The sequence below is a fragment of the Pseudoalteromonas sp. UBA2102 genome (genome assembly GCF_002331165.1).
Classification (GTDB): Bacteria; Pseudomonadota; Gammaproteobacteria; order Enterobacterales; family Alteromonadaceae; genus Pseudoalteromonas; species Pseudoalteromonas atlantica.
Genome location: NZ_DCYU01000063.1, coordinates 51,929 through 66,257, shown reverse-complemented (window position 1 = coordinate 66,257; position 14,329 = coordinate 51,929). Strand labels below are relative to the sequence as shown.

Annotated in this window: 8 protein-coding genes; 5 read left to right on the top strand and 3 right to left on the bottom strand. The window is 42.1% G+C overall.

Features of this window, described 5'->3' with window-relative positions; all coding sequences use genetic code 11:
• Positions 1 to 107: 107 nt before the first annotated feature.
• The 5 genes from recC (at position 108) to B2R65_RS08595 (ending at position 11,445) form a co-directional block, all read left to right on the top strand.
• Positions 108 to 3,410, top strand: a complete 3,303-nt coding sequence (recC, locus tag B2R65_RS08615) for an exodeoxyribonuclease V subunit gamma (protein ID WP_286741952.1) — start codon at positions 108 to 110, stop codon at positions 3,408 to 3,410.
• Complete coding sequence (recB, locus tag B2R65_RS08610; protein ID WP_286741950.1) at positions 3,397 to 6,960, top strand: exodeoxyribonuclease V subunit beta; 3,564 nt, start codon at positions 3,397 to 3,399, stop codon at positions 6,958 to 6,960. The genes recC and recB overlap by 14 nt, the downstream gene beginning before the upstream one ends.
• Positions 6,957 to 8,918: an exodeoxyribonuclease V subunit alpha gene (recD, locus tag B2R65_RS08605; protein ID WP_273586449.1), complete on the top strand. Its 1,962-nt coding sequence runs from the start codon at positions 6,957 to 6,959 to the stop codon at positions 8,916 to 8,918. The genes recB and recD overlap by 4 nt, the downstream gene beginning before the upstream one ends.
• 310 nt (positions 8,919 to 9,228) lie before the next feature.
• The gene (locus B2R65_RS08600) at positions 9,229 to 10,290 is read left to right on the top strand and encodes a hypothetical protein (protein ID WP_064386489.1); all 1,062 of its coding nucleotides are present in this window, start codon (positions 9,229 to 9,231) and stop codon (positions 10,288 to 10,290) included.
• Between the two features lie 87 nt (positions 10,291 to 10,377).
• On the top strand, positions 10,378 to 11,445 hold the full coding sequence (locus tag B2R65_RS08595; protein ID WP_286741944.1) for a hypothetical protein: 1,068 nt from the start codon (positions 10,378 to 10,380) through the stop codon (positions 11,443 to 11,445).
• Between the two features lie 60 nt (positions 11,446 to 11,505).
• Here the strand turns inward: B2R65_RS08595 and ttcA are convergent, their stop codons facing one another.
• The 3 genes from ttcA to B2R65_RS08580 all read right to left on the bottom strand — a co-directional run bounded on the left by ttcA (position 11,506) and on the right by B2R65_RS08580 (position 14,297).
• On the bottom strand, positions 11,506 to 12,423 hold the full coding sequence (ttcA, locus tag B2R65_RS08590; protein WP_286741942.1) for a tRNA 2-thiocytidine(32) synthetase TtcA: 918 nt from the start codon (positions 12,421 to 12,423) through the stop codon (positions 11,506 to 11,508).
• Between the two features lie 103 nt (positions 12,424 to 12,526).
• Positions 12,527 to 13,453, bottom strand: a complete 927-nt coding sequence (gene uspE / locus B2R65_RS08585) for a universal stress protein UspE (RefSeq protein ID WP_024032584.1) — start codon at positions 13,451 to 13,453, stop codon at positions 12,527 to 12,529.
• Positions 13,454 to 13,559: 106 nt separating this feature from the next.
• Positions 13,560 to 14,297, bottom strand: coding sequence for an FNR family transcription factor (locus B2R65_RS08580; RefSeq protein ID WP_286741939.1), 738 nt, complete (start codon positions 14,295 to 14,297; stop codon positions 13,560 to 13,562).
• Positions 14,298 to 14,329 lie beyond the last annotated feature (32 nt).

Sequence of the window (14,329 nt, the reverse complement as noted above, 5' to 3'; positions counted from 1 at the left end):
ACTCCCTGCTAACTCGCTGATTTATTAGTGCCAATTTGCTGATTGCGCTACCCCTATAAATGAAAATATCTTAAACTGGTTTTACTTCAAGTAAGGACTCCAGTTGTATGCTCAATATTATTCAATCAAACCGTATGGAAGCGCTGCAGGCTCAGTTTAATCAGCTATTAAAAGTAAACCCGTTGCAAAGCCCATTCGATAAAGAAGTGGTATTAGTGCAGTCGCCGGGTATGTCGCAGTGGCTTAAAATTGGTTTAAGCGAAAACCTAGGGTTAGCCGCGCAGGTTGATTTTCCGCTGCCATCGAGCTTTATATGGCAGTTATATCAGCAGTTACTGCCCAATGTACCTAAAGAGTCGGCATTTAATAAGCCTAACCTTGCTTGGAAATTATTTGCAATACTGCCCAGCTGTATTGATGAACCGCTTTATTTGCCCTTAAAAACCTATTTAGAGGGCGACCTAGACGGGCAAAAAACCTTTGCCCTGTGTGAAAAAATTGCCGATGTGTACGACCAATATTTAATGTACCGCCCGCATTGGATTGCCACTTGGGATAGCGGCAAAGACGAACTTGACGATGTTGATGTAAGCATTGCCCCGTGGCAAAGTGATTTATGGCGAAAGCTGGTGGCGCACAGTAAAGCACTTGGACAAAGCCAATTTCATCGTGCCAATATGCAAGGGCAGCTACTCGCTGCCCTTGAGAATATGGATAATAGCTTACTACCTAAGCGCATTAGTTTATTTGGTATATCGGCGATTGCGAGCTCGCAGCTTGAGGTGTTTGAAGCCTTGAGCAAAAAAACAGAGGTGTTTTTATTCTTTTTTAATCCTAGCGAGCATTATTGGGGCGATGTGGTTGATGAAAAAACAGCAGCCAAAATAAATGCCAAATACGCCAAAATGCCGCTTTTAGAAGCGCAGCAAAAAAAACAAACTAACCCTGATGAAGAGTACTACTTTATAGGTAACCCGCTTTTATCGTCATGGGGAAAACTAGGGCGCGACTACTTTGAGCAACTCGTACAACTTGATGCGCGTTGGATTGATGGCTTTATAGATGCGTTTGACGATAGCCTACTGGGTCAAATTCAAAGCGAGATTTACCAACTGGCATTTAAAGGTGAGTCGCTTACCGATAATAAGCAATGGTTTATAAATGATGAGGGCAAACTGCCCATTAGCGACACCGACACCAGCATTACCCTAAGCGAATGCCATACACCGCTTAGAGAAGTTGAGCGCTTGCACGATTACTTACTTACTTTGTTTAATCAAAACCCGTCGCTCACTCCTAAAGACATTATTGTAATGATGCCTGATGTAGGTACGTACAGCCCGTATATTGAAGCGGTATTTGGCGGCGCGCAAAACACCAGTCGCTTTATTCCTTATGCATTGGCCGATTTAGCCATAGAGCAAGAAAAACCGGTGCTTAGCTCGTTTGCCAGCTTAGCCAATTTGCCGTTTTCGCGTTTTGGTGTCTCGGATATTCTTGATTTACTGCAAGTAACACAAATTGCCGAAAAATTTGCGCTAGAGGCGCACGAGTACGAACAAATTCAATATTGGCTTGAGCGTGTAGGGGTTAAATGGGGTATAAATGCTGAACACAAAAGTAGCTTTGATTTACCCGCAATAGATTTAAATACCTGGCAGCATGGTTTAAACCGTTTGCTGCTAGGCATAGCCCAGCGCGATGAGCAATGCCCATTTAACGGCATTTATAGTGCCGATGAAGTAGAGGGCATGGCGCTTGATACCCTTAATAAACTGGTGCATTTTATTGATGTACTGCAGCGCTTTAAAGATGAGCTAACCCCTGATGATACCCTTAGCAATAAAGCGGATATTTTATCTGAGCTAATAAATGCTATTTATTACAATGAGGGCGAAGACAGCTGGGATTTACTGGTACTGCAAAATGTTTTAGAGGAGCTTAAAAAGCACCACGATAATGGCGATTACGATAAACATGTATCGCAACGAATTGTAAGCTACCTGATAAAACAAGGCATTCAAGAAAAAGGCGTAGGGCAGCGCTTTTTAGTGGGGCAAGTTAACTTTTGTACACTAATGCCTATGCGCGCTGTGCCGTTTAAAGTGGTGTGTATGCTTGGTTTAAACGATGCCGATTACCCACGTACGGTGCAGCCAATAGGGTTTGACTTAGTGCCGTATTCTAAAAAACAAAAAGGTGACCGTTCACGTAAATTAGATGACCGCTACTTATTTTTAGAAGCCCTCCTGAGTGCCCGCGAAAATTTATACATAAGTTACATTGGCCGCTCGTGTTTTGACAATCAACCACGTATGCCCTCGACCTTAGTAAGCGAGCTTTTAGAGTACATAGGCCGCAGCTTTACGTTAGCAAATGACAGCGAAAAAACGCTGCCTGAGTGTTTAATTAATCAGCAGCACTTACAGCCTTTTAATCGTGCGTATTACACAGCAGACAGTGAAGCTGAGGCTAAGCTGAGTAATCACAGTTTTAATCCTATTTGGCTGCCAAGCGAGCGTATAGACGCGCAGCCGCTAACAGCCATTGATGTAACAGCGCCCGCGCAATTAGAGCTTGATGTATTTATTCGCAGTGTGTGTAACGCACAAGAGAGCTTTTACCAGCAAACATTAGGTTTACGCCTACCTGAATTTAACGAAGTAGCAAAAGATGAAGAGCCTTTTAGCCTAGATGCGCTACGCCGCTACTTTTATTTAGACGAAATACTGCAAGCCAACATTAATGAGCAACCTTTAAGTACAGAGCAAATATTGCAACGGGGAGAGCTGCCACAAGCCAATGTGGGCAATTTAGTGTATGAGAGCATGGCGCACCGAGTAGATGCACTAGCCGGGCAAGTAAAAGAGCATATTAAAAGCGGCAAAACCGACCCGCTTGAGGTGTCTTTGCGAATAGAAAACACCACTATTGAGGGCTGGCTTAATCATATTTACCTTCAAAAACAAGTGTTTTACCGAAGTGCCAGTATAAAGGCCAAAGATTTAATTAAAGGCTTTATATATCATCTTGTTGCACAAAGTATGGAGCAAAATGTTGAAACCCTTTTACTGGGGCTTGATAAGCAAATTAGCTTTGCACCACTGAGTAAAAATGAGGCCGATGCCTTACTCAGTGATTGGTTTTCGTTATACCAAGCCTTGCGCAAAGAGCCTGTGGCATTTTATCCGGTAAGTGGCTATGAATACGTTAAAAGTGGTGGCGATATTGGTAAAGCCATTAGCAAGTTTAACCCACAATACATAGGGCGCGGCGAGGGCGAAAACCCGTATATTCGTTTAACGGTGCAATCGCTCAATGACTGCCAAGAAGAGTTTATTAAATGGAGCGAAAAATTACTCTCCCCATTACATGCACATGCAAAGGAGAGTGACCATGCAAGCGCTTAATCCGCTAACAATGCCGTTAAAAGGGCAAAGTTTAATAGAAGCCAGTGCGGGTACAGGTAAAACCTACACCATTACCGGGCTTTATTTACGTTATTTATTAGGCTTGCAAATACCAGGGGAGATAAACACCCCGTTAAGCGTTGAGCAAATATTGGTGGTGACATTTACCGATGCTGCAACGCAAGAAATTAAAGACCGCGTACGCAGCCGTATTATTGCTGCGCGCGATGCATTACTTGGCCAAAACCCAAATGATGAATTAATAGAAGGCGTAATAGCCGCTGTAGATGATAAACACCGCGCCTTTGATTTACTCGATGCCGCCGCTAAATCTATGGACGAAGCCGCTATATTTACCATTCATGGTTTTTGCCAACGCATGTTAAAGCAGCATGCGTTTGAATCGGGCGTTGCTTTTAACCTTGAATTTATATTAGATGAGCGCGACATACTGCTCGACACAATTAAGGATTTTTGGCGCGCCTTTGTATATCCACTTAATAAAGAACGCACTGATGCTATTTTAGAGGTGTTTGCAGCCCCTGAATCGCTATTTAGCCAAGTCAGTAGTGTGCTAAATAAAGCCAATGCGAACATAGTGCCGCAAATAAACTTAGATGACGTATTTAAAGCTCGCGATGAGTATATTGCTAAAGTACCCGCTTTAAAAAAAGCAGTGCTGGAGCAAGAGTTTATAGCTGCAATAAAGGGCTCGGGTTTAAGTGGCTCTAAAACACCAGGGCGAAAAGGCAGCTTAACGGCCCTTGAAGGATTTTGTTTAGGTGATGAGTTATTTTTTGAATTTGGCACCAATAAATACTCGTTTGAGGTGTGGAGCAGCGAAAACTTAAGTGATGCCAGTAATTATAAAAAAAATCAGCCATTATTTAGCCACCCTCTGCTTAGCTTGTTTGATGAGCTTAGCGCACTTAATACTAAAATTAATCAGGGCCTTAAAATTGCCGTTGTACAAACCGCAGCTCGGTGGGTTAAACAGGCAATTGTAAAACGCAAGCAAGAGCAAAGTGTGATCACCCCAGATGATTTACTGACTAATTTACACAGTGCTTTAAATGCCGAGCAGGGCGAGGCTTTATCGCAAAAAATAGCGCAGCTATTTCCTGTTGCCATGATTGATGAGTTCCAAGATACCGATCCGATTCAGTACGGAATTTTTAGCAAAATATATGGCCAAGAAAAAACGACGCTTGCCATGATAGGCGACCCAAAACAGGCTATTTATGGCTTTAGGGGCGCTGATATTTTTACCTATATTGGCGCAAAAGAGTCGGTAGAGCCTGAGCAGCAATTTACTTTAGGTACCAATTTTCGCTCAAGCACCGATATAGTAAGCAGTGTAAACAGCTTGTTTTCTAAACATGCCAATAGCTTTATTTATAACGATGCCATACCGTTTAACGCAGTAGCAGCAAAAGGCAAAAAAGCCGATGAAACATTTACAATAGATGGCACACCTGCCACCGCGTTTGAATTTAATGTATTTGTAGATGAAGCTGCAGATGAAAAAAACAAACCCACCAGCAAAGGCGTTGGGCAAGGGCATTTGGCCAGCTATTTTGCTAATAAAATAGTGACATTACTTGAGCAAGCCAAGCAAGGGCGAGCGTGCATTGGTAAGCATAAGGTGACCGCTGCCGATATTTGTATATTAGTGCGCGACCGTGTAGAAGCGCAAATAATGAAAAAAGCACTGAGCAATGCCAATATTGCTAGCGTGTATTTATCGCGCGACAGTGTTTTTAGCCAAGAGCTTAGCCACCATTTACTTAACTTTTTAACTGCATTGCATGGGCAATATAACGAGTCATTACTGCGCGGCGTATTAGCTGGGCCGTTATTTTGTTTAAGCTACAACGAAATTTACGCCCTTGCTGATGATGAAAATAAATGGCAAGAGCACTTAAACTTTTTTGCTCAACTTAGCCATATTTGGAACAAGCAAGGCGCAATGGCGATGCTTGAACGTTTGTTAAGTCATAATCAGCTGAGCGCTAAGTGGCAAGGCCTTGGCTATAACGTTGAGCGCTGGTTAACCGACTTTAGACACTTAGGTGAAATACTGCAGCAAAAGCAAATAGAGTTAGAAGGCACTTTGCGCTTGCTACGTTGGTTTGCACAAAAAGTAAGCCAGCAAGATGGCGAAACCGTGCAAGTACGCCTAGAGAGTGACGCAAACTTAGTTAAAATTGTGACTATGCATGCCTCAAAAGGGCTCGAGTATCCGCTGGTATTTATGCCTTTTGCCAGTGGCTATCGCGAAACTAAAGAAGCGCTGTATCATCAAAACGGCCAGCTAGTTTACGATTTAAGTAAAAACGAAGACGCCTTAGCACAAGCTGAGCAAGAACGCCTAGCTGAAGACTTACGCTTACTTTATGTTGCCCTTACCCGTGCGGTACATTTTTGTGCACTTGGGGTGTATAACATAGGGCAAGGGCAAAGTAGCCGTTTGGCTATACAAAGTAGTGCATTAGGGCATGTGTTATTTGCTGGGCTTGAGCTTACAAGTAGCCAAACGTGGCGTACCCACTTAAGTGAATTTTGCGACGATCACACCGAAATGCACTATCAGCAATTTACGGCTGAGCAATTGGCCGAACAAGGCCAATTAACACTTAATAGCGCAGTGCAGCAAAGCCAAGCGTTAAGAGTTAATACGGTTACAGCCAACATAGAGCGAGATTGGCGAGCAACCAGCTTTAGCGCGCTGAGCTTTAAAAAGCACACCGATCATATTGAGCCTGGGCGCAGTGATGAAGATCATGAAAAAGATGAATTTGCTAACAGCCAAGATGAAATACCATCGCCTTACAGTTTCCCAAAGGGGGCAAAGCCCGGAAGCTGTTTGCATGAAATATTTGAACAAATAGACTTTACCAGTGCGCAAGTACACCCTACAAATCCAGAGCAAAATTTAGCAGAGGTAGTTAAACATGCGCTGGATAAATACCATATTAGCGAAAGCTGGCAACACGTGACCGAGCAGTGGGTGCTTGATTCGTTAACCTGCCCTTTAAACAATGAGGGATTAAGCTTAAGCCAATTAGCCCCGACAGATTGCTTAGTCGAAATGGAATTTAATTTACCTTTAGATAGTTTAAGCGCGCCTAAATTAAACGAAATACTGGTTAAGCATTTTGGTTTTACCCAAAGTAAACTCGAGTTTTCTCATGTAAAAGGTCTGTTAAAGGGATTTATAGATTTAATTTTTTGCTATCAAGGGAAGTATTATATTTTAGATTATAAGTCTAATTACTTAGGTAATACGCCCGCTGACTATGAAAGTGACCTGCTAGAGCAAGCCATGAATAGCCATCAGTATCATTTACAGTATTTAATTTATAGTGTTGCGCTGCACCGATTACTCAAACAACGCATCAGTGATTATGCAATAGAAACCCATTTAGGCGGGGTTTATTATACGTTTTTACGCGCCATGCCGGCGGGCAAAGGGGTGTATTTTAATAAGCTTAGCGCAGAGCAAATCACATTATTAGATGGCTTATTTAGCCAAGGAGCCATGTTATGAGTGACTACCCTATGCAGCAAAGCCTGTTTGATGAGCCGCCAGCACCTGCCCAACCGTTAAATACGGTGGAGCTGCTTGACTACTTATTAGATGAAAAACGCATAAGAATGGTAGATGTAAAGCTTGCCTTAATGCTGTGCGATAACCAGCAAAACGACGTGTTTTATATAGTGTTATTGCTGTGTTTAGCACAGCAAAGCCAGCATAGCTGTTTAACATTAAAAGAAGTCGACTGGCAAAACCCGTTTAATTTACGCCAAAGCGACTTTACTAAAACCGAGGGCAATGTACCAAATATTACATCGCCTTTTAACGAAGCCTTTAACTACCTCGATGCGCTTAGCTGTTTAAGTGCCCATAACAGTGTGGGCGAGGCCAAACCCTTACAGTTATTTAACGAACGGCTTTATTTTGCGCGCCTAGCTGATTATGAGCACACCTTAGCTACGCGTTTGCTTGCGATGAGTGAGCGCCATTTAAATATAAATACACAGTTACTCAGCCAGTTGTTAAATGACTACTTTGTTGATAATTCAGCGCTTGCGATTGATTGGCAAAAAGTAGCCTGCGCTATTGCCGCAACAAAAGGCTTTAGCGTTATTACGGGCGGGCCAGGGACAGGTAAAACCACCACCGTGACTAAGCTATTAGCTATTTTACAGTCGCTTTATAAAAGCGCACCTTTAAGCATTAAACTGGTGGCGCCTACAGGTAAAGCGGCAGCCCGTTTAAGTGAATCAATTTTAGGTGCAAAAGAGCAACTTAAAAATATTCCTGAGGATATAAAGGCCTTAATTCCCGATAGCGCGCAGACTATTCACCGGCTTTTAGGGGTTAAACCCTTTACCAATAAATTTAAGCATAACAGCACCAACCCGCTGCATTTAGATGTACTTATTATTGATGAAGCCAGCATGGTTGATTTATCACTCATGGCTAAATTAATAGAAGCACTGCCTGCGCATGCGCGTTTAATATTACTTGGCGATAAAGACCAACTTGCCTCGGTAGATACCGGCAGTGTAATGAGTGACTTATGCCAAGGGTTAGCATTGGGTGAAACGCCTAATTACTCGCAAGCACGATGTGATGAGCTCAATGCTTTATGTTTTAAAGGAGAGGCTAAATTAGCGGCGCCTGGACATAGCGATTTTAAACTAGCCGATTGCATTGCGTTTTTACAACACAGCTACCGGTTTGATGCACAAAGTGGCATTGGCCAGCTTGCGCTGGCGGTTAATACTAACCATAACGGTATTTTAAAATACGTAGAGCAACAAAGCACACAAGGGCAGTTTAACGATGTTATTTTAGATTATGACTTTGTTGCAAAACCCATAGAAAAATTAATAAACAGTGCTGCTAAGCATTACGCTCATTATTTAAATTTAATTGCACAAGGGGCTAGTGTTGCAGATGTTCACGCGGCGTTTTCTCAATATCAACTATTAGCGGCCGTGCGTGAGGGTGATTACGGCGTAAATAGCTTAAACAGCCGCATTGAGCGCGCACTTGTGCAACAAGGGTTAATATCGGTAAGCCCAAACCAGCGCCATTACAGTGGTATGCCTATTATGGTGAGCCAAAACGATTATCAACTTAAGTTGTTTAATGGTGATATTGGTATTTTAATGCCCGATGAAAGCGGGCAGTTAAAAGCGTTATTTATTGATGAGCAAAACACGGTTCGGGCGTTTTCACCTGCGCGCCTGCCTGCTCACGATAAAGTGTATGTAATGACCATACATAAATCGCAGGGCTCGGAGTTTAGTTATACAGCTATGGTTTTACCGCCGCTTAAACACGCCAGTATGGGCGTAAATAGGCAGCTGGTGTACACAGGAATAACACGTGCTAAAAACACCTTTGAGCTGGTGGCCGATAAAAAAGTACTGCAATTGGCCATGAGCAAAAGCGTATCAAGAGCCTCAGGATTGTATGAGCGTTTAAAATACTAATACCTGTTTATATTTAAAGGTTGGACTAATTACTAAAAACCTAACGTATTTTTATGCGTTAGGTTTTTTTTGCTTTAGTACTGCCGACTACTATGTATGTATAAATAGTACTAAATATTGCAATTATTTGAATTTAAGCCACTGAATATACAGTCAATATAGATTTAACAGAATTTAAATGATAATAAATTGTTGCATTTTTGAGCGTTGTTCCTAATACTGGTCAATGCATGTGCGCCTGCACATGTGTAAATGAATACCTTAAGTACATAGGCATAAAAATAAAACACTGAACACATTAAGGATTTATATGAACAACTCTAAACGAACACACACACTTAAATATCTACTTTTTGCCAGCGCTGCGTTTTTAATGAGCTTTTCTGCACTGAGTAAAGATCACAAAATTATACTGATCCACGGCTTGCAGGTATCGCAAATAACCAATAAGTCGGGCAGCGATGTAATACACGACGGTGAAACCTATTGGCAAACCTATTGGAATAACCGTGCTGATGAACGTATTGATTGGCCTGCCTATGAGCGCATTGAAGGTAAAATTGCGACCGATTGGGTATGGCCTAAATTAAAGCAAATATCGCGTTCTAACTTATGTGCTGATGGCTGTGTGCTAGTAACGCATTCAACAGGCGATTTAGTTGCTCGCCATATTATTGATAACCAAGCTAATTGGCTTGAAAATGCAGGGCTTACGCCACTTAATATTGTAGCGACCTTTGATTTAGCGGGAGCAGGGGGCGGCAGCGAGCTTGCCGATATTGCCGTAAGTGCTTTAACTGGCGCAGCATGGAACTTTGCAGTGGATGCTGCACTCAAATGGTGGTTAGGCAGCGATGTAACAGAAGCGGTGGGCGTATTACACGATTTAAAAGTAAATAACGCACGCAAAATTTCGCCGTTTCCAGATGCGCGTACGCCGCGTTTACGTTTTGTAGCCGATGGTAATGAGTACCTAGGTTTAACGGGCGGGTTTTTAAAAGGGAATGATGATTCGGTGGTGGCATCGCATTCATCGTGTGGAGCAAGCGCAGCTAAATCATTTGGTAGTTGTAGTAGCAGTATTGATACTAATGGCCAGTTAAAATCACAAGGCGATGCCGTTAATAGCTTTATGCCGCACCATTATCCAATGATGATGAGCGACAGTTACAGCCACAACGAGATCCATAATGCGCAGCGCAAAGGGAATGTCACAATTGCCATGAACAATATAAATGTAGATGGTCAAAATGTTGGCTTTAACACATTTGATAAAACAACGGGTACTTGGTTTTGGAAAAAACACTACCGCTATATTAAGGATTCAAACACGCAAAGCGCCTCGGCACTTATTTATAACGTGATCCCTTAATAAGTACCTAAATTTTATAAATGCGTTAGGTATTAAACGCTAGAGCGTGTAGTTATTTGCTGCACGCTTTTAAAGGATTGATGCAACATGAAAAAGTTTTACATTGGTGCCGCTGTAGTCAGTATTGCGATGTTTTTACTGTGGTTTACAAATAAAAATGAAGTTAAAACGCTTGAGCCTCCCGCTGCGCTGGCAATAAAAAACAAGACAGATCCAGCAAGCCCAGATAAAAACACCGTAATAACCATTGATGTGCCAAAACAAAAACAGGCAAAAAGCCCTCCCAAAATACATTATGATCAGCACTTGGCCAGTGCCGCTGAGCATGTGGCAATGCAATACCAAAGCGCACTAAAATACCCGCCTTATTCGCAGCCTTTAAGCGCACTTGATGAAGACCGTTTAAAGCCCAATCAGTTTTACCCAGTTACAAGCCCCATTGACGATGCGGGTAATGCCCTCGTTGTTAGTTTAGATAAATATCGGTTTGTATATCCGCAAGAAATAACCATTAATATTGCTGCGCAAAACCTAGCAGAGGTAAATGTAGCGCTAAGCAATACCGATACTAAAGCGTCAATCAGTTCAAAAACCACCACAGCTCAGCAGGGTGAAGCTACGGTGCGCTTTAAAGCCAGTGAAGACTACCCGCGAAATTTACAGCTATTTGTAGAGGCAAATGTTGCAGGTAAAAAGGTACCTGCAGTTGCGCAAATACAGTATATGCCACCCAGTGCGACGCTTATTGATTTTGATAATGCCTATGCACAAAACGAAAACATGATAGCCACAGCACATTTAAAGGTGCTTAAAAACGGCTTATATAGAATTAGAGCTAATTTATACAGTGATACGACCCCACTTGCACATTTGGTGACTAAAAAGAAACTTTCACAAGGCAGTCAAACGGTGGATTTAAAGGCGCATTGGTCGGTATTACCACAAGGGGTGGTTAACATGCGTTTAAGTGACTTTGTGATAGAGCGCATGTCGCCAAGCCCAGGTGAGCGTAATAGTTTTGGTAGCAGTGAGATTACTGAGTTTGAAATTACAGATTTTGTCTACGATAGTTTGCAACAGTTGCCTTATCAAGCAAACGAGCAAGAACGAATGAGCTTAGAGTTTTTAAAAGGGTTAGCTGATAAAGGTGCTTAGCAGGATTAATGAGTATAAAAACAGGGGCGAGTAGCCCCCTTAACTGTATTTTTAAAACCGTTAGCTTAGGTTAATAGTAACCACATCAGCTTGCTGCTGTTGGTTTTCATCTTCATCGTTTACAGGCGCGTTAGGTATATCTGGTTTATCGAGTGCTATATCGCCGCCATCAATAACGTCGCCGGTTTTTAGGTTTTCAAAGTCAAATAGTTCTGTATCGGCTAAATGCGAAGGCACCACATTTTGCATTGCAGTAAAAATACTCTCAATACGCCCAGGGTGGTCTTTATTCCACTGCGCTAGCATGCTTTTAGTGTGTTTACGTTGCAGGTTTTCTTGTGAGCCACATAAGTTACACGGAATAATAGGGTAGCCTTGGCTAAATGCGTATTTACTTATATCGGCTTCTTTACAATAAGCGAGCGGACGGATAACCATATGCTCGCCGTTATCGCTCATTAATTTAGCCGGCATGCTTTTAAGTTTACCGCCGTAAAACATGTTTAAAAAGAGTGTTTCGATCATGTCATCGCGGTGATGGCCAAGGGCAATTTTAGTTGCGCCCATTTCTTTGGCTGTACGGTACAAAATACCACGACGTAGGCGTGAGCAAAGCGAACACGTGGTTTTACCCTCAGGGATGATATCGGTAACAATGCTGTAGGTGTCTTCTTCTACAATTTTGTATTCAATATCTTGTTTATCAAGGTACTCAGGTAAAACGTGTTCAGGAAAGCCTGGTTGTTTTTGATCGAGATTAACAACAAATAAATCAAATTTAATAGGCGCCACACGCTTTAAATGTTTAAGCATATCAAGCATGGTGTAACTGTCTTTACCACCCGATAGGCATACCATTATACGGTCGCCTTCTTCTATCATGTTAAAGTCCATGACAGCTTGGCCAGTAAGACGGCGTAAACGCTTTTGTAGCTTATTTAAGTTGTATTGAGCTTTGGCTTGAGCTGAGTGAGACACTACGCCCCCTTATAAAACAATGCGGCAAATTATTTGCTGAAAATAAAGGGGCGTATTATATACCCAAGTACTATGGGTATTAAAGCGCTAGTTAAGGCTTTGTTTAACTTTTGGCAAGCGGGCTTACGTAGCCATCAGGTTTTAATGCCAAGACATCGCAATCTAGGCTATCAATTACGTGCTCGGCAGTGTTGCCAACCAATGCGGCACTTAGCCCCGTACGCCCTACGGTGCCAATCACCACCAGTTCGCTATTTAAGCGATTTGCTACATCGGGGATCACATCCTCCGGTAGGCCTTCTTCTATAAAGCATTGCTCATTAGTTAAACTAAAAGTTTTAGCAAGCTCGTTGGTGGATTCTATGTGGTGTTTTTTTACAGATTCGTTATAAAGGCCTGGGTTAAATTCTGGTATCTCTATGGCAATATTAATGGGTGTAGCAGGGTAGGCATTAACTAAGTTAAGTTTAGCGTTGGCAAGTTCACATAAAAATTGTGCATCTTTAATAATGCGTTTATTAAGGGCTACATGCTCATCGTTTTCACTAACCGCATTGACCGCGGCTAAAATATTACCTTGCTCAGGCCAAGCCATTTCTTTTACAAATAACACAGGTGTGGGGCATTTACGTACTAAGTGCCAGTCGGTAGGGGTAAAAATAACCGATTTTAGCGCACCATGCTGATGGGTACTTTTAACAACTAAATCGTATTCTTGTTCAATAACGGTATTAATAATGGCTTCAAAAGGGCGGTTATGCCAGACCACCTGGGTGGTGATATTTACATCTGGGTAGGTAGAAATTATATCCTTAAGCCATAATTCTCTATCGTTTATAACGGCTTTTCGCATTGCTTCGCGCTCTTCAAACGACAACATGGTGGTCATTTCGTAAGAAAAGTCGTAAACAGTCATAAAGGCGGTAATACTGGCGCCTGACTTTTTGGCTAAATCAATCGAGCGAGCTAAACCGTGATGGTCATCCTTAGTGGGATCAATAACGGCTAAAATACGTTTAATAGTGTTCATATGCTACTCCCTTTTTAACTTACTTTCAGTGTAACGTAAATACACAGCAGTTAAAGGGGTAGCACACAAATTGTTGTTCTAAATCAAAGTTACAACACCTATTTGCTTAGCAAGGCTTAATTATTGCTGCCGTTTTGGCAAGTGCGTCACTGTCTAAAATAGTAATAAATTTACCTTCTACCTTTACTAAGTCCGCTTTTTGAAAACGGCTTAATAAGCGGCTGATGGTCTCAACGGTTAGGCCTAAGTAGTTACCTATTTCACCACGAGTCATGGTAAATCTAAACTCTTTACGCGAGAATCCGCGCTCGCCAAAGCGCTCCGAAAGGTTATAAATAAAGCTCGCTAGGCGTTCTTCTGCCGATTTTTTATTAAGAAGTAGCAGCATTTCTTGATCGTAGGTAATTTCGCTACTCATTAAACGCATAATTTGTTGGCGAAGTTTGGGTAATTTACCTGCTAACTCATCGAGTGTATCAAACGGGATTTCGCATACCATTGATGTTTCTAGTGCTTGCGAAAAGCTCTGATGAGCCATTTTGCTAATGGCATCAAAGCCGACTAAATCGCCGGCTAAATGAAAACCGGTAATTTGCTCATCACCTTGCTCAGACAAGGTGTACGATTTAAATGAGCCTGAGCGTACTGCATAAATTGCATTAAGCGCAGCACCGGATTCAAACAAGTAGTCGCCTTTGTGCAGAGGCTTTTTGCGTTCAATGATTTCGTCAAGTTTATCCATTTCTTGGCCATTTAACGAAAACGGCAAACACAATTGGCTGATGCTGCAGTTGTTACAGCTAATTGCACAATTACTTTTAGCGCGACTTTGAGAGAAATCCATAATTTAATCCGTTTTAATTTTTATACACAGCA

Bases quoted from the DNA above. Each gene is read 5' to 3' on its own strand.
- B2R65_RS08595 (WP_286741944.1), top strand. From the start codon at position 10,378: ATGAAAAAGTTTTACATTGGTGCCGCTGTAGTCAGTATTGCGATGTTT.
- recC (WP_286741952.1), top strand. From the start codon at position 108: ATGCTCAATATTATTCAATCAAACCGTATGGAAGCGCTGCAGGCTCAG.
- uspE (WP_024032584.1), bottom strand. From the start codon at position 13,453: ATGAACACTATTAAACGTATTTTAGCCGTTATTGATCCCACTAAGGAT.
- B2R65_RS08580 (WP_286741939.1), bottom strand. From the start codon at position 14,297: ATGGATTTCTCTCAAAGTCGCGCTAAAAGTAATTGTGCAATTAGCTGT.
- recD (WP_273586449.1), top strand. From the start codon at position 6,957: ATGAGTGACTACCCTATGCAGCAAAGCCTGTTTGATGAGCCGCCAGCA.
- recB (WP_286741950.1), top strand. From the start codon at position 3,397: ATGCAAGCGCTTAATCCGCTAACAATGCCGTTAAAAGGGCAAAGTTTA.
- B2R65_RS08600 (WP_064386489.1), top strand. From the start codon at position 9,229: ATGAACAACTCTAAACGAACACACACACTTAAATATCTACTTTTTGCC.